The organism is Roseiconus nitratireducens, assembly GCF_008629675.1.
Lineage (GTDB): Bacteria > Planctomycetota > Planctomycetia > Pirellulales > Pirellulaceae > Stieleria > Stieleria nitratireducens.
The window spans coordinates 118,764-136,450 of sequence record NZ_VWOX01000014.1 but is presented as its reverse complement, the minus strand read 5'-3'; the positions used below and the strand labels follow the sequence as shown (position 1 = coordinate 136,450).

At 60.4% G+C, this 17,687-nt stretch carries 10 protein-coding genes; 5 read left to right on the top strand and 5 right to left on the bottom strand.

Translation table 11 applies throughout. From position 1 onward, the window contains the following. Nucleotides 1–11: 11 nt before the first annotated feature. From FYK55_RS21830 to FYK55_RS21810, 5 genes are all read left to right on the top strand, one after another. A complete protein-coding gene (locus tag FYK55_RS21830) occupies nt 12–767 on the top strand; it encodes an OB-fold-containig protein (protein ID WP_150078734.1) in 756 nt (251 codons plus the stop codon). Nucleotides 768–793: 26 nt separating this feature from the next. Further along, nucleotides 794–2,899, top strand: a complete 2,106-nt coding sequence (locus tag FYK55_RS21825) for a flotillin family protein (RefSeq protein WP_390621756.1) — start codon at nt 794–796, stop codon at nt 2,897–2,899. Between the two features lie 270 nt (nt 2,900–3,169). Further along, nucleotides 3,170–8,425, top strand: a complete 5,256-nt coding sequence (locus tag FYK55_RS21820) for a DNA repair ATPase (RefSeq protein ID WP_150078732.1) — start codon at nt 3,170–3,172, stop codon at nt 8,423–8,425. A gap of 363 nt (nt 8,426–8,788) precedes the next feature. Next, nucleotides 8,789–10,405 (top strand): hypothetical protein, encoded by a 1,617-nt coding sequence (locus tag FYK55_RS21815; protein ID WP_150078731.1) that lies wholly within the window; start codon nt 8,789–8,791, stop codon nt 10,403–10,405. Between the two features lie 250 nt (nt 10,406–10,655). Continuing rightward, a complete protein-coding gene (locus FYK55_RS21810; protein ID WP_161604673.1) occupies nt 10,656–11,522 on the top strand; it encodes a protein kinase domain-containing protein in 867 nt (288 codons plus the stop codon). 3 nt (nt 11,523–11,525) lie between these two features. Here the strand turns inward: FYK55_RS21810 and mnmD are convergent, their stop codons facing one another. From mnmD to hemC, 5 genes are all read right to left on the bottom strand, one after another. Beyond that, nucleotides 11,526–12,272, bottom strand: coding sequence for a tRNA (5-methylaminomethyl-2-thiouridine)(34)-methyltransferase MnmD (mnmD, locus tag FYK55_RS21805; protein ID WP_161604672.1), 747 nt, complete (start codon nt 12,270–12,272; stop codon nt 11,526–11,528). Between the two features lie 165 nt (nt 12,273–12,437). Beyond that, nucleotides 12,438–12,773, bottom strand: coding sequence for a WYL domain-containing protein (locus FYK55_RS29515; protein ID WP_201743775.1), 336 nt, complete (start codon nt 12,771–12,773; stop codon nt 12,438–12,440). A 251-nt stretch (nt 12,774–13,024) separates the two neighbouring features. Further along, nucleotides 13,025–14,746, bottom strand: a complete 1,722-nt coding sequence (locus tag FYK55_RS21795; RefSeq protein ID WP_161604671.1) for a M48 family metalloprotease — start codon at nt 14,744–14,746, stop codon at nt 13,025–13,027. Between the two features lie 690 nt (nt 14,747–15,436). After that, nucleotides 15,437–16,420, bottom strand: coding sequence for a sugar phosphate isomerase/epimerase family protein (locus FYK55_RS21790; protein WP_315854068.1), 984 nt, complete (start codon nt 16,418–16,420; stop codon nt 15,437–15,439). Between the two features lie 259 nt (nt 16,421–16,679). Further along, a complete protein-coding gene (gene hemC, locus FYK55_RS21785; RefSeq protein ID WP_315854067.1) occupies nt 16,680–17,678 on the bottom strand; it encodes a hydroxymethylbilane synthase in 999 nt (332 codons plus the stop codon). Between the last annotated feature and the right edge of the window lie 9 nt (nt 17,679–17,687).

The window sequence follows — 17,687 nt, the reverse complement described above, 5'->3', positions numbered from 1 at the left end:
GGCAAAGTGCAGTGGAACAAGCCCTTACGGAATTCGTCGGACGGATGTTTGTCGGCCCGGTGTGGCCGGCTTCGCTGTTGGTTTGCTTGATGGTCTTCTACACGTTGATCGCCGTCCTGGGGCTGATCGATCTGGACTTGGACGTCCCCGACATGGATGCCGGGATTCCGTCCGACCTGGGCGTTCCCGACTTGGATGCGCCCGACCTGGGTGGTCCGGATCTGGACGGTGTGCAATTGGAAACCGGCGGTGGCGACTTTGACGTGGGCGAAGCCGGCACCCTGGATTTTATTTCCGGGATCGCGGCGACGACGGTCCGCTGGACGAACTTCGGACGCGTCCCGCTGGTGATCTGGGTGGGCGCCTTCACCGTCATCTTCTGGGCCATTTCCTACGGTCTGTGGCACTACCTGGATGCCTCTCGCTACGCACCGACGTGGCTGGTGTCGATTCTGCTGGCGGCACGGAACTTCGTGTTGGCAACGATCGTGACGAAGTTCGTCACGCAGCCGGCCGTGGGCAAGTTCACCCCGCCTCCGGGATACGACACCGAACGACTGCTGGGGGCGACTTGCGAAATTTCGTCGATCGCGGCAAGCCCCTCGTTTGGGCAAGCTAAGTTTCGGACGAATGCCGCTCCGCTATTGCTGAACGTCCGCACCAAGGAATCGGAAATACCGAAAGGGACGGAAGTGCGGATCATTGACTACGACTCGTCGAAACGGATCTACACCGTCATCGAAATTCAACCGGAGAACAAATCGTGATTACTTTGTCGAACGTCCTCCCCCTGCTGTTGGCTGAAGGGTGGACTGACGTGTTGATCGGCCTGGCCATCGCCGCCGTGGTGATCCTGGGTATCGCGGCCATGTTCAAGAAGTGCTACATGGTCGTGGGGCCGGATACGGCCATCGTCAAAACGGGTGCCGGACCGATGAAGGTGGTCACCGGCGGAGGCATGTTGGTCGTGCCGGTCATCAACCGCTACGAGTTGATGGATCTGTCGCTGAAGAGCTTTGAAATCAGCCGTCAGGGAAGCGAAGGGCTGATCTGTCGAGACAATATCCGGGCGGACATCAAGGTCGCATTCTTCATCCGCGTCGACAGCAGCATCGAAGAGATGAAGGTCGTCGCCGCATCGATCGGCGCCCGCCGCTGCTCGGAAATCGACACGTTGCGTGAGCTGTTTGACGCGAAGTTCTCCGAGGCGTTGAAAACGGTCGGCAAACAATTCGATTTCGTCGAACTGTACGAGGAACGTGACAAGTTCAAGGACGAAATCCTGAAGGTGATCGGTTCCGATCTGAACGGCTACCGGTTGGACGATGCCGCCATCGACTACCTGGAACAAACGCCGCTGGAGATGCTCTCTCCCCAAAACATTCTGGACGCCGAGGGGATCAAAAAGATCACCGAATTGACGTCCGCAGAAAAGGTCAAGGAAAACCAATTCACCCGCGACAAGGAAAAGACGCTGAAGAAGCAGGACGTCGAAGCCGAGGAGACGATCCTGGCGCTCGAACGGCAACGCGTCGAAGCGGTCGAGAAACAGAAACGGGAAATCGCGGAAATCTCCGCCCGAGAGCAGGCCGCGGCGAAGAAAGTGGGCGAAGAACAGCGGCTGGAATCTGAGCGAGCCAGAATCATCACCGAGGAAGAGATCGGCGTCGCAACCGAAAACAAGGACCGCCAGATCCTGGTCGCGCGACGCAACAAGGAAAAGACCGACGCCGTCGAACTGGAACGCGTCAACCGGGACCGCGACCTGGAAGCGACCGAACGCCTGCGGGTGGTCGGCGTCGCCGAAGTCGAGAAGGAAAAGGCGATCGAAACCGAAAAGCGGAACATCCAGGAGGTGATCCGCGAACGTGTCGCCGTCGAACGCGCGGTTGTCGAAGAGCAGGAACGCATCAAGGACACCGAAGAAATCGCCAGGGCGGAACGATTGAAGAAGGTTCAAGTCACCGCCGCGGAGATGAAAGCCGAAGAGGAACTGATCCGCCAGACCAAACTGGCCCAGGCCGAAAAGGAAGCGAGTGAGTTGCTGGCTGAGAAAATCCGCATCGAAGCGGAAGCCAAACGCGATGCCGCCGAGAAAGAAACGGCCGCCGCGAAAATGCTTGCCGAAGCCGATGCGGCTCAGTCGGCCGCTAGCGGCATGGCCGAAGCCCAGGTCCAGGAAGCCAAGGCCGTCAGCCTGGAAAAAGAAGGCCTGGCCCAAGCGAGCGTGATGGAAAAGAAGGCCATCGCCGAAGCCAAGGGCATCGAGGCCAAAGCGGCCGCGATCGAGAAGCAGGGCATGGCCGAAGCCAGCGTGGACCTGGAGAAGTACCGCAGCGAGGCGGTCGGCATCACCGAGAAGGCCGAAGCCATGAAGCTGTACGACAGCGTCGGCAAGGAACACGAAGAGTTCAAGCTGAAGCTGGCGAAAGAAAAGGACGTCGAGATCGCCGCGATCGACGCCCAACGCGGCATCGCCGAAAGCCAGGCCGGCGTTGTCGGCGAGGCGTTGAGGGCTGCTCGCATCGACATTGTCGGTGGCGACGGAGAATTCTTCGACCAGATCACCTCCGCCGTCAAAGGCGGCAAGGCCATCGACCGGTTCGTCTACAACAGCCGTGTCGCGACGGACATCAAGGACACGTTCTTCGACGGGAACGCCGAATATTTCCGCGAGCAATTGCAGAAGATGATCTCCCAGTTCAACCTGGATACCGACGGCGTGAAAGACCTGTCGATTGCGGCCTTGATCGCCAAAATGATGGGCCTGGCCGAAACCGAAGACGTGCGGTCGCAATTGACGACGTTGCTTGGCATGGCCGGCACCGCGAACATTGCCGACCAAAAAACCAGCCGCCTGCTGGAGGCGGGTGCGGCCAGCAACGGAAAAAAGGCTTAGGTCGATCATGGCAACCGTGACCGGCGTCCCGAAGGTCAATCTTTGGGCGCCGTTCCGAATCCGACCGTCGCACCGCGAATCCGTGGGCGAACCAGCGTCGCCGGTCGGCCACGGCGGGCCGGCGATTGCCTCACGCCGACCGTACCGTCGCCGGAAAGTGGAAATTTCGGCGGCGGGTGTTCCTGACCACGCAACGCTGGCCCTCTCCGTCGCGCTCCGCAGCCCCCAGCATTCCATGCCCCCTTCGATCCTTCCTCCGGGAGCCACGCGATGACCGACTCCCAACTCGCCGCCGGAACCTATGAGGTTCTGCGGAATCGACTTCGCGACGCATCGACCGACCTCCGCGCGCGGTTGAAAAAGCTGAACGAATTCCGGGCCGATGTCTTCGGGAACATCGAAACGAAACTCGTTTCCACCGAACGGGTCACCACGGAACACAATTGCGTGCCTCGCGACCTGGTCTCGGTCGGAGACAAGTTTCTGTTCGGATACAACGTCCAATTCGGATTAAAAACCGACATCGGACTCGGGGACGTGTTCTCCGTCTACCGCTTCGCCGACCACCAGTTCCACAACGCGACGCTGGACCTGTTAAGCGACGAACGCTTTCACAACGACTTCACCGACCTGTACCGGTTTTACAAGAACACGACGTTCTTGAGATTCTTCCGCACCGGTCCGATGATTCACATGGTGTTTCAGGTCGGAAAGACGCCGCGTGACATCAAGTCGTTCAAGTGGCGCGTCGGCGGCGATGCGATGGAATACATCGACAATCGCAGCGAACACGAAGTGCGAGATCCGCCGCAACACGAATTCCGCTGGGTTCGCACCACGCGCGACCAGCACCGTTACGGCGACCACCCGCACATCTCCATCGATGATCAGGTGTTCGTGGAAGCCGTCGGCGGCGACCTGACGATCAAGATCGAAAACAACACCGGCAGCGGGGAAGGCATCTATGCCGAACCGGTGGACAACCCCGACCAAAAACTTGATGACGCCGAAATCCACTACGTCGTCCTGGGAAACTTGATTCTGCTGAAGGTCAAGCCCTATCAGGAGAACGAGACGCGTCACTTGATTTACAACCGCAAGATCCAGCAAGCCATGCGGTTGGACGAGATCGCCGATGCTTGCGTGATGCTTCCCGGCGATCAAGGGTTGATCTTTCCCGGCGGGTACTACTTGCAGACCGGCGAGTTCAAACGGTTCGACACCGGGCTGAGCGACATGCGTTACCAACGCACGATCGCCGCGCCCAACGGCGAAGACTACCTGTACCTGTTTTATTCTCAGGAAACGGGCACCTACGTCCAGCTTCGTTACAACTTGATCAAGCAGGCCGTCGACACGCCGTTGGTCTGTCACGGTCAGACGTTCTTTGAACGCGGCGAGATGGTTTGCTTCCGCACCCAGGAGCAGCCGCAGAAACACCACGCCGTCCAGATCTGGCAAACGCCGTTCACGGGTCCGGATTACGTGCCGGAGAACCAGACCGATTCGATCCTGTTCAAGATCGGCAACAAGGAAATTGTGCAGGGCATGGCCGAGTGCAGCGAACTGCTGCAATTGATCGACAAAGATGACAGCTACGACGGGCTGTACGTCGACCTGGGGAAGAAAGCTTCCGACATCCTGGACAGCTACTTTTGGATCGACAACGAACAGACCGCAAAGCTGTCCGAGCCGTTGCAGAAGATCCGCGAAGCCGCCAACGCAGCCGTCGAAGAATTCGATAAGGTCGTCCGGGTCCGTCGCGAGACGCAGGCCCGGAGCGAAGAGGTCAAGTCATCGATCGACGCGCTGGTCAAAAAGATTGAGCGCAGCCGGTTTGAATCGATCGACGATTTCGTCGAAGCCCTGGCCGAGTTGCGAACCCAGCGCGGACACGCGTTGGGCTTGAAGGAATTGCGTTACGTCGACGAAGCCATGGTGGAGAACCTGGAATCGACGACCGCCGAACGCGGCGAACGCCTGAGCCGACGTTGCGTCGACTTTCTGCTGACCCCCGGGGCCCTGGACCCGTACGTGCAGCGAGTCGAGCAGGCCGGCGAGCAGGTCCAGCAGGTCCAAACGGTCGCCGAATCGAAGCAACTGGACGAAGAAATCGATGCAGCCGCCAAGCAGCTGGAACTGCTGACCGAAACCGTCAGCAACCTGCGGATTGACGACGCCACCAAGCGAACCCAGATGATCGATTCGATCAGCCAGGTCTTCGCCTCGGTCAACCGCGTCCGCAGTGCGCTCAAAGCAAAGACTTCCGAATTGATTGGCGTGGAAGGACGCGCCGAATTTGCGTCACAGCTCAAACTGCTGGAACAAACAACCAGCGGCTACCTGGACGTCAGTGACAGCCCGGACAAGTGCGATGAATACCTGACCAAGGTGATGGTCCAGCTGGAGGAACTGGAGGGTCGGTTCGCCGAGTTCGACGACTTTGTCGAACAGCTTGCCGCTCGTCGCGAAGAGGTTTACGCGGCCTTCGAATCTCGAAAAGTCCAGTTGATCGAGAAACGCAATCGCCGCGCCGAATCACTCGCTTCCGCCGCCGACCGAATCCTCAAGGGCGTCGACAACCGCGTCCGATCGATGGAATCGGCCGACGAGATTGCCGCGTACTTCGCCGGCGATCTGATGGTCGAAAAGGTGCGCGACCTGATCGATCAGCTTCAGGAATTGGACGATGCCGTCCGCGTCCAGGACTTGCAAAGTCGGATGAAGACGATCCGTGAAGATGCGGTTCGCCAGTTGAAAGATCGCCAGGACCTGTACGAAGACGGCGGCGACACGATTCGGCTGGGTCAACGCCGATTCGCCGTCAACACGCAACCGTTGGATTTGACCACGGTGCTCCGTGACGACCAAATGTGCCTGCACCTGACGGGAACCCAGTTCTTCCAACCGCTGAAAGACGATGCCCTGGAAGCGGCCCGCGACCTGTGGAATCAGGAACTGGTCAGCGAGAATCGGAACGTGTATCGCGGTGAGTACCTGGCGTTCAAGCTGTTCACTTCGGCGACCGACGGGGAGGACCTGCCCGCGCCCCAGAACATCGATGCGGCCTGGATCCAATCCCGCATCGGGGGCCGGTTCGATGAAGGCTACGCCAAGGGCGTGCATGATCATGACGCGGCCACAATCCTGAGCGCGCTGGTCGGAATCGATTCCGAAATCGGATTGCTCTCTTACTCCCCCAGCGTTCGTGCGGCGGCGTTGCTGTGGTTTCACCGGCTTTTGACGCCCAAAACCCGCAAAGCCATGACCGACTGGATCGGTGGGTTCGCCAAATTGGCGAAAGCCTATCCCAAGGCGGAGCCCGCCGTTGAATTCCGACAGCGGCTGAAAGACCTCGCCGCCGAAGACGCAGCGATCTGGTCGCCACTGTTTGATCGCAGCGTCACCGACCAGGCAATCGCCGACTACCTGTTTGACCAACTGGTGCAGCCCGGTCGCAAAAGCGTGGTCAGTGCACGCGCGACCGAATTGTTTCAAAGCTTCACGGACGCGGTCCCCGAAAGCGATCGCCAAAAGTGGCTCGCCGCGGCACTCAAGACCAACGAAACCGACCCCATCGCCTCGTTTGTTCTGGCACGCAATTGGGCCGCCGCTTTTCTGAAATCGCGGACAACCGACGAAGACGCTGATCCGGCGCAAAATTATTTGGACGAATTGGCCTGGATCATCCTCAATGGGGACACGTCGTCGATGCAGGGATCCGACGCATCGATCACCCGAGACGTGACCTCCCTGGCGGGCAGCCATGACCGAATCCGGTCCGGCGCGATGTCGTTGCACTACCACGAATTCCTGCGTCGGCTGCGCCAATACCAGGCCGACGTCGTGCCCCGATTCCGCCAGTTGCATGAAACCAAGTCTCGCCTGGTCGCCGAAGCTCGCGACGAAATGCGATTGAGCGAGTTCAAACCTCGCGTGCTGACCAGCTTCGTCCGTAACCGGCTGTTGGACGAAGTGTACTTGCCGATGATCGGAGACAACCTGGCGAAGCAAATGGGATCGGCGGGCGAAGACAAACGCACCGACCGGATGGGCTTGTTGCTGTTGATTTCACCGCCAGGTTACGGCAAGACGACGTTGATGGAATACATCGCCAATCGGCTGGGGCTGGTGTTCATGAAGATCAACGGTCCCGCCATCGGTCACCAAGTCACTTCGCTGGACCCCGCCGAAGCCCCCAATGCGGCGGCCAAGGAGGAGGTCGAGCGGTTGAACCTGGCCTTGGAAATGGGCGACAACGTGATGCTGTACCTGGACGATATACAGCACACGCATCCCGAATTCCTGCAGAAGTTCATCTCGCTGTGCGACGCCACGCGAAAAATCGAAGGCGTCCGCAACGGCCGCACCCGCACCTATGACCTCCGCGGCCGGCGCGTTGCGGTGGTGATGGCCGGCAACCCCTACACCGAAAGCGGAGAACGGTTCCAGATCCCGGACATGCTTTCCAACCGGGCCGACGTTTACAACTTGGGCGAGATCATCGGTGATTCGGCCGACGCCTTTGAAATGAGCTATCTGGAGAACTGCTTGACCAGCAATGCCACGCTGGCACCGCTGTCGACGGCAGCACCGGAAGACGCCCGCGCGATCATCGCCGCGGCCGAGCGGGACACGATGGAAGGCATCGAACTGCAGAGCAACCTGTCGCTCGATCAGGTTCGAGAAATGTACGAGGTGATCCGGAAACTGCTGGTCGTCCGCGATGCCGTGCTGAAAGTCAACCGGGCCTACATTCGCAGCGCCGCCCAAGCGGACAGCTACCGAACCGAACCGCCGTTCAAATTGCAGGGCAGCTACCGCAACATGAACCGGATCGCCGAGAAAGTCGCCAGCGTGATGAACGCTCGCGAATTGCAAACGCTGATCATCTCCAGCTACGAGCAAGACGCGCAAACGCTGACGACCGACAACGAAGCCAACGTCCTGAAGTTCAAAGAACTGATGGGGACGCTCACCCCCGAGGAGAAAGAGCGCTGGGAAAGCATCAAGTACGCTTACGTCGAAAGTGTGCGAATGGCGGGGCTGGACAGCGAAGACCAGATCGGCCAGTTGATGCGACAGCTGACGTCCATGCGCGACGGACTGGAGTCCATCCGGCAGGTCATTTCCAAAGCCATTGCCGTCGGCAAGGAGGGTGCCGAACAACGGATGGACGAACGTGTCGATTTGCTGCGACACTCATTGACCGCGTCGGCCGAACAGCTAGCGGGGACTCTCAAAAGTACCAGCGAACAACTGCAACGCATCAGCGAACACCAGGCGACCGCCGCGCCGCCGGACCAGCGGGTGTTTGTGCAGCACAAAGTGCCCCGCGTCCTGGCGGATTTGGTCAAAGGCCAGTTCCACCTGATGCAGGAATGGCTGCGGCCAATTCTGAACGAGTCGATCGAGAACGGGCGCGACCTGGAACGTCTCCGCGAACAGTTGGATCGCTTGACGCAGAACTACCGCACCATCGAAGCCACCTTCGAAGCAGCGGCCGAAGACGAAAACCAGCAGTGACCGCCACCGAGTGCAATCTGCAAGCAATTCAACTAGACCACTGGAGGGTTCAAGCGGATCAACTGCCGAGGAACGACCGAAATCGGCACAACCGCTACAACGCGCACTGTCCACCAACTGTCGCATGGTGCGAGCCGAGAGCTGGGAGATGCTGGGCAAACAATCAGGGAAGCTAGTAAAGCTGGCGCGGCGGACTTGAGTCAAAACGGTCGTTTTTCCGGTCTTTTTTTGGCAATTTGTTTATCATTTGCGTACCCTTCAATGGTGCACCCAGGGGTACTGCGCGATCGATCGTGCGCAGCATCAGTGTGACGGTTCGTTCCCTGGGATTCCGTCCGGTTTTGCAAAAGGTTTAATCGAGCAATGACTCGTCGGTTCATTTGTCAGTTCACCCAGTTGCCCGTCGCCGCCTTGGCCGTCGCCGCTTTCGCCGTGGCCGTCTGTGGGATCGTCGGTCCCGCGACCGCGCAGGATTGCTGCTACCAGCAGTCGTACCGCTTACAGCCGGAAACGATCTATGAACAGCGGACGGTAGAACGGCTACGCCCGGCTTATCGGACCGAGTACGTCGAAGAGCAGGTGACGACCTACCGTCCGGTGGTGAAGACTCGTACCGAAATGCGCGAGATCAAGGTCGCCAAACCGGTCGTCGAAACCAACTATCGGGAAGAGCGGTACACCGTTTGGAAACCGATCACGGAAACGAGTTACCGCGACGAGACCTACACGGAAACGCAGTACGTGACGGAAACCGCCGAACGGGAAGAAGAGTACACGACTTACCGACCGGTGACCGAAACGTCGTTCTACGAAAAGCAGTACGCCGTTCAGCGTCCCGTCACCGAAACGCAGTATTACGATCAACAACGCGTCGTCCAGCGACCCGTCGTCGAAACTCAAATGCAGACGCAGCAGTACACCACGATGCGTCCGCAAACGACTCTTTACAACCAAACCGTTGACGCCGGCGGGTACGTCCCCCAAACCACGGTCACGCCGGGTGGCGTCGGCTACGGCGTGCAGTACAAGCCGGCCTATGCCACGCCCGGCCCCTTCGGTCTGTTCGCGCGGGTCCACCGTGCTCCCGTCGTGACGCCTTATTACACGCCGCCGGTGTCCCAGACACAGTATGTGTACCGGCCCAACTACGTCCAGCAGCAGGTCGCCCAGACCTCTTACCAGCCGGTCACCGAGCAGGTTCAGGTGCCCGTGCAGGTGCAACGGATGCAGACCGAATACGTGACCGAGAAAGTACCGGTCCAAACGACGCGGATGGAAACCGACTATGTGACCGAAAAGGTTCCGGTCCAGACGACCCGAATGGTCCCCACGACCATGGTTCGCAAAGTCCCCTACGTCGTTCAGCGACCGGTCACGGAAACCAAGACGCGTAAGGTTCCGGTCACCCAACAGCGCTGGATCACCGAAGAGAAAGTGCGCAAGGTGCCGGTGCAATCCACCCGGATGACCTACGTCACCCGCCGTGAGCCGGTCACCGTGGAGTACACCGAATACGAACCCGTCACGCGAACCGTGCGGCGACCGGTCACCCGCCAGGTCTGTGAACCGTACACCGAAACGGTCACCGTCCCGCGTCAAGTCGTGCAACGCGTGCCGATGTCGTACTACGACGCGTTCAGTCCCGCCATCGTCAACGGGTACTCTTCATTCGAGGCACCTCAGAGCGACGACACCGGGGCCATCTCCGAGCCAGAAGACAGCGGCGTCCAGGAGAGTCAAAAGCCCTCCACCGAATTTGACGACGAGCCCAAAACCGGACTCAAGAGCGTGGAGATCTCGGAACCCGAATCATCCTCCGACAACGGGTCCACCTCGGACTCCGGTGAGGTGGAATTGAACCCGGCCGAGAACGGTGATGAAGAGGAAGAGTCCTTGCCCGCTCCGGGTAACGGAGGCGTGGATGCCATCGATGCCGGCTGGAAGCTGCAGTGGGCCCCGCGATTCGCCCGCAGCATCTGATTGCCGCCGGCCCTGAATTCATTCAACACGCCGCCGTGATTGCCTCGCATCACGGCGGCTTTTTCATGCGCTTCGGCCGTCCTGACAGCTGTCCGAGTCAAGAAACGTGGTTTTCTGACATTCACCCTCTTTCCGGGAGCGTGAAATCAAACGGCACGACCTCCTTGCGTGAAACGAAAGGTCGTTCGCAATCGCACGGGCAGTCTGGAAAACCTGGAAAAACTTTGCCGACTTTGCTGAACAGATGCCCATGCCACGGCCAGAATCGCCGATGGACCTGATGGAGCCCTCTTCACCGCATCTCCTCGGCAAGGTTGAACGCTGCACCATGGAATCGAAGCTGCCGGTACGGCTTGGCATTTGGCGACTCGGAACACGGATTCACCGCGGACGCGACTACTCGGTCGCCCGTGCCCAGCCGATCGATGCCAGCCGAAGTCCCCGCTGGGATTACGTGCTGAAATTCGGTTCTTCCGAAAACGCCCGGTTGGGGATCGCGCAGTCGATTGCAGCCGGAGCCTCGCTTTCCCATCCGAACCTGGTCCCGGTGCTCGATGGTGACGCCCTGGCAGAAACGCCTTTCCTGGTGATGCCGCTGCTGGAAGGCCAGACCATGGGTTGGCATTTGACACACGGGCCTGGGAAACCACTTCCGGTGGCGCTCTGGCTGATCCGCCAGCTCTGCCAGGCCCTCAACTCGATGCACTCGGCCGGCTGGACCCATGGGGACGTCAAACCCGACAACCTGATCGTGGGCAGCAACGGGCACGTCACCCTGGTGGACTTCGCATTCGCCCACGAAGGCCTGGAACCACGGGGCTCGGCATTTCGTGGCACCCCGACCTACGCGGCTCCGGAACTGCTCCGCGAGGACGCGGTCAAAACAGCCGCCTGTGACATCTTTTCGGCCGGCCGAATACTCTGGGAATGGCTGTCGCGAGTGGAAACCGCCAACGATCTGTTGCTCCGTCCGGTCTGCGAGTTGGTCGAGCGAATGGTCGACGATTCCCCCGGCCGCCGTCCCAGTGCATTCGATGTTTCGCAAAGACTGCTGCGGATGGAAATTGACAGTCTTGGCGAGCACATCGGCCCCCAACCAGTTCGTCGCGCCGCCTGAGTCTCAGGACGCAGCGGGAACAGCGATCAGGACCTCGCGTTTACCGTCGGGCGGTCCGGCCACACGCTGGACACGCCAACCGGCCTGCGTCAGTGCGTCGCGCACGCGTCGGCTGCAACTGTACGTTGCCAGCCGACCGTTCGGCGCGACGCGGGGAAGGAGCCCGGAAAAGCATTCGGGCGTCCAAAGTTGGGGCGCGCTGTCCGGACAGAACGGATCGAAGTAGACGGCGTCGAACTTTTCATCTCGAGTCTCCGGCTGCCACCGCCGAAAGTCGCCAACGGAAACGGTCACGCTTCGCTCGGGATCGACATTCCACCGGTACAAACCATCGGTGGGTCGCTCGGGAAAGCCGTTGCGGAAATCCAGGTAGCGTTGCAGCAGCCCCGGCGTTTCGACCCACCCTTGGGGATTCAAAGCCGTCATCGTGGTGGCCGAAATCCAATCGGTTTCAACGGCGACGTAGTGCAGTGAGGCTTGGTGAACCAGGGCCCGGTCCAGTGTCATCAGCATGGCCATTGCGGTCCCGAGGCCGACTTCCAGCACCCGGATGGACTCCGCTGCGGCCAACCGATCGGCGACACCGCTGTTTTGTAAGTAAACATGCCGCGATTCCGCGACCGCCCCGCACCCGCTGTGGTAGGAGTCCTCGGTCCCGGCCCGGATCAAGGTACGGCTCCCATCATCGGTGATCTGAACCAACAAGTCGTCTCGATCCGTCGCAAGCGTCGTTCGAATCGGGATCGGCATGGTCATTCGTGTCCGTCAAGTCCTGTGGGAACGCTACGGGGCGGCGAGCCGCTTTTTGTCCTGCGGCGAGCCGATTATCGGCGGGCACGTCGCATTCGATCAAGTCGCCGGAATCCCACCCTTCGCCCACTTATCCGCTATTCCAATCCCTCATCAACAAGCCGCTCACACCAGGCAGGCGCCCGCCACGTCGCCCGCCAATCCGCCCAACGCGGGGATCGCCGCACGATTGTCTTCTTGCCCTTCAACGGCCTCGGCGGGCCCCAAGACCTGCATCGGCACGGGCATCATGACCTCGGCGGCAGGGATCAGCCGCACGTCCTGGCAGCGTGACAGGTGAAACTGACGCGGTTCCTCACGGCACAGACACAATCCCAGGAATCGGTCCTGCCCGACAAACCGGATCGGACTGACCACGCGACGGGTACGGTTCCCCTGGGAATCCACATAGACCATTTCGACAACAAATGTTTCCGTATCGATCATGGCGCGTCGAAGCATCGCTTTCATCACTCAATCCCCGTGACAGGAGTTCTTGTCTTGTTTGGTTGCCAAGGCCGACTGGGGCCCTGCAAGCATTTCATTGACAAGTATTCCGTGGCCCCGGACACATCAGGTCACGTATTGCGAACAAGGGCCAAACCACGCAGAAACTGCTCTTGCCTCGCAGACAAGTCGCCGTCGCACGAGGAATGAATCGAAACGACACCCCCTCCCCAGATCCCCCAAGCGGCAACCCGAAGGGCCTTAGCTCAGGAGGTCGGGGCGCGATCCAGCAACAACTTGTGCTCGTCCCGCAACAATTCCTCCAGCGGCGTGAAGTGGGCCTCGTCCACTTCACGCTGCGTTAACCCCAGGTGCTCGCGATAGAAGTCGCGTGTGATCTTTCGACACAGCGGATCCCAGTGGTCCACCAGGTCGATGGCGGGGCGCTGAATGGAAATCACACCGACCTGGTTCAAATCTCGTGCCGCCTGCACGCGGTCACGTGTCGGCGGGTGCGAATCCAACAGATCCAGACGCTCTCGTTCCGTCTCTTCGGCGACTCGTCGAATGACCGATGCGGGCATGGTTTTGCCGATGTGTCTCATCAGCCGTGGAATGTTGTCGACCAACACGCCCACCTGCAGCAACTTCGCCAGATTGTCCAGGGTCACCGCGTAGGCCACGCCGTATCGCTGGACCAGCGCACTGGACTCACAGAAGGCCTGCGATCCGGCCACATACACGGCGTGACGATCGGCGTCCCATTCCATGTCGCGTGACAGGGATCCGGAGAGCAAATGGGTCAGGTACCCGAACAGAGAAAAATAGCGGGCTCCCGATGCTGCCACCTGCATGAACCAATTGGTCAACGTCGCGATCACGTAGTACGTTTTCATCGCGCTGCCCTGACGAAAATGTCCGAACTCGTGAGCGATCACCGAAGCGAATTGTTCGGTGTTGTGAATCGCGATCAGGGGGACACCGATCGTCAGCACCAGATCATCTCGGCCGCTGCCCAGCCAACCACGTCGCAAGGACGCGGTGGCATTGAAGTCGCAATTCAAATCGATCCTGCAAGGCGTTGGCGCGCCCAACTTGGCGCACACCTGGTCCACGAATTCATACAGCGCAGGCTGCGATTGACGGGTCAGGTGAGATGCCCCTTCGTCGTCTTCCGGCCGGCCAATGAACAAGTGATAGATGGCAAACATCAGGTGCAGCGCCGGCAACCAACAGAGCGCGACCACCAAACAGGCAAGCAGGAACGAAAACCCGATGACCGGATTCGGCAGCCCTTCCGAATCCCCGAAGATCCAGGCACGGTAAATCAGAATCAGAGCCAACGTGGCGATCGGGACGAACAGCATGAAACCGATGGGCACCAGGAACACGGCCAACGCCGATCTCAGCTGCTTGCTTCGCAATCCAGACAACCGGGGAACTTCACCGATCGGCTTGTTGAAGGCGTCGCGAATCTGTTCGGGAGTGAACTTCGCTCGGACCGCCGCATCGGACTTTCGACGCTGCGTTTCGACCGCCTGCTGAATGGATTGATCCAGACTCCCCAGCACACCGACCAAATCGACATCATCGGGCGAAGTCGCGGCCGGTGTCGTCGACGAAACCGGTCGATCGGCCGGTGGCGATAGCGGCGGCGATGGCGATGGACTGGCAACGGAAAACGAATCCGGATCGGTATCGGCCATCATCATCCGGTGAAAGTCGGCTCCGCTGCCGGCACGTCCGGGGACCGGAGCCTCCACGCCCTGAAACTCAGGCAGGTCGGCAAACGGATCGTCGGAAACCGCCTCCGGCGGATTTGCCTCTGGCGGACTCGCCGCATGCGAATCGTCGTCGCGGGATGCGAAGGCATCGGCATTGGCCGTTTGCGTTGCCGCCCTGTGATCGCTCCGCAGCGGATCGTCGATTTGCGTTCGATCAACCGGTTTCGGAGGCGAGGCCACCGCGGCGGCGGTGGGAATCGTCACCGCATGACGACATTGCTTGCAGCGGGCCCGTGCCCCGGATTTTGAAGAAGGGGCCTTCAGCGACACGCCACAATGCGGGCAAAGAAATTGAATCGGCATCCCGGACTCTCTCGACTGCGAAGAGGTGCCCAGAGTGTATTCGAAATGCGCCGCCGCGGGGGAGAATGGCTCTCCTCAAGCGGCGGCCGCCCCGCAGAGGCCTTTCGCCCAGACATAAAAAAAGGCGAGGCCGATTCCGAAGAACCGACCACGCCTCGCACGGGGGGACGCTTTAAATCTTGGTGAAGTCATCATGCAGCTCGCGTCCCGCCTGATACCAAGACACTAGTCCGATTCCTGCCTCGACGCCGAGTGGACGTGAGGAAAAGTTGCGAATAGCCGTTTCGGGGTGGGGAAAGAACGCCGCTTGCAACGATTGAAACGCCATTGGCGATTAGGCGCCCTGACGGCCGGTCAATGACGCGTCGACGTGGCACCTCGCGGATCAATCGAGCCACCGCCGCGGACGTTGGTCGTACGGCAAGCCGACCCTTGGCAGCTTTTACGTTCCGCACCTTCCACGCTCTGGCGAGCGTGGCTACCTCGACGCACTGGCCGAGTTCCGCATCTTCCACGCTCTGGCGAGCGTGGCTACCTCGACGCGCTGGCCGAGCGGTTCCGACCGGAACGCCGAACCCCAGCGGCAGAACATCAGACTTGCAGCGCATCCCGCAGACGATCGGCGACCTTCGGAATGTTCTCGTACGGGTCTTCGTCCTCGTATTCCAAGATCACGAATCCCTGATAGCCGCCGTCGCGGAGGATCTTAGCGATCCGGTCAAAGTCGGCCGGGTAGGCTCCCCGATCCGGTCCCTTCATGTTGACTTTCAGCTGCACGTTGACCGCGTAGGGGACACATTTCTCCAAATCCGCATAGGGATCGTCGCTGAAGAAATTGCCCGTATCCAGGTTGATCCCCACCCAGGGATGATCGATCGCATGGATGATCTCCAGCAGCTGATCGGCACGCAGGTTCCCGTGATTCTCCACGCCCAGAAAAATACCTTTCTCCGCCGCATGGTCGGCGCAGCGTTTCATCACGTCGACCGCTTCCTGCATGCGTTCGGGATGTTCGTCCAACTCCTTCCCGGTCCCGGCGAAAAAACGAATGTGGGGAGCTCCCAGCGTGGCAGCGTTGTCGATCCACTGCAGAGCCGACTCGATCTGCCGATCCATCTTCTCGCCAGCACCCTGCGTGAAGTTGTTGCCGATGGCTGTCCCAGAAATCGTCATTCCCTTCAGGAAAGCCTGACGTTTGATGTCCAGGAAGTAATCCCGGTCCGCATCCGGCGGAAAGAAGTAGCTGGTCAGCTCGGCCGCTTCGAAGCCCTTCAATCCGCAGTAGTCCAGGAACCCGGACATGTCGATGGCTTTGGCGGGGTCGGCCGGCTTCTTGGCCTTGCCCTTCATGAACGAAAAGTAATTGCGAAGCGAGTACGCGGCCAACCCGATTCGGAAACGCGGTGGGCCGGTGCGAGCAAAGGGTTCCGCGGCAATCACGGCAGGACCGCGGCCAAGCGTGCCTCCAGCGACGGTTGCGGCACCGGCGACGGCGATGAATTGGCGACGACTGGGACCGCCATTCGGGGTCCGTCGGGAGTTCTCGGTCCGTTTGGAGTTCTGCAAGTGAGACAAAGGAGTCAACCTCGGGAGGGTGGAATCGAAGTGGAGGAATTTGCCGGGGCCGAATCAGACACGTGGGGCTCGAGCCCAAAGGGAAACGTCGCGGTGAAGCGGACAGCCGGTGAAAACGCCCATCAATGTAGCTGCCTCGGCAGATGGCGGCTCACCCGACGGTGGCTACGCAACGTTTCTCACACTCTGGAAGCCACCGGCCAGCGTTCGACCGGGAGGTGATTTGCACCGAATTCGTGGTGGTGCCGATCCGCACAGTTTAGCGTCCGGCTTCGATCAACGTTCTGGCGCCCTGGGAGATCAGGTCCGCGGCGACCCGGCGTCCGAGTTCCGCGGCGGCCTGCTCGCATTGATCACCTTGTAGATCCACCGGCAACTGATCCGCCGCCTGCAGGCACTCCTGCCCATCGAGCGACAACACTCGGGCCTGGAGCTGGAGTTGTGCCTGATCGATGGTTCCTAACGCGGCGATGGGCGCCAGGCAGCCGCCGTGCAGCGCCGCCAATAGCGTCCGCTCGGCAACCGTGCAGGCGGCGGTGGCGGGCACGTTGACAGATCGAACTCGATCGATCGCCGAGTCGTCTCCCGAGCGAACCTCCAGCGCCAACGCTCCCTGCCCCGGCGCCGGAAGCATGATGTCCAGGGACAACGTCACGCGGGGCAGTGCGTGCATTTCCAGCCTTTCCAGCCCCGCGGCGGCCAAGACGATGGCATCGTATTCGCCCGCTTCCAGTTTCTGAAGACGCGTTTGTACGTTTCCCCGGATCGGCAAAATTTGCAAATCGGGCCGGACTCGCAGCAACTGGGCCCCACGGCGGCGGCTGCCCGTTCCGATCCGCGCCCCGTCCGACAAACTGTCCAAATCGATTCCCTCGGACGTCACCAGACAATCATGGACGGTTTCCCGGTCGGGCGTTGCGATCATCCGCAGGCTGGGATGCCGCTCGGTCGGCAGGTCCTTCATCGAATGCACGGCCAGATCGCCCTCGCCATCGAGCAGGGCTTGCTGAATCCGCTTGGTGAACACGCCCACCGAACGCTTGCCGTCGATCGGACGCAGGTCCACATCGCCGCTGCTGACCATCGGCACGATTTCGGTTTCTGCGCCCTTTTGCCGCAGCAAATCGGCCACATGAAGCGCCTGCCACATGGCCAGCGGGCTCTCGCGGGTCGCGATCCGCAGGACGCCCGTCCCGGGATGGCCCGCCGCTGCGCCGGATTCTGAATCGGATCGTGACGATTGGTCGGGTGTTGGCAACTTGACGGT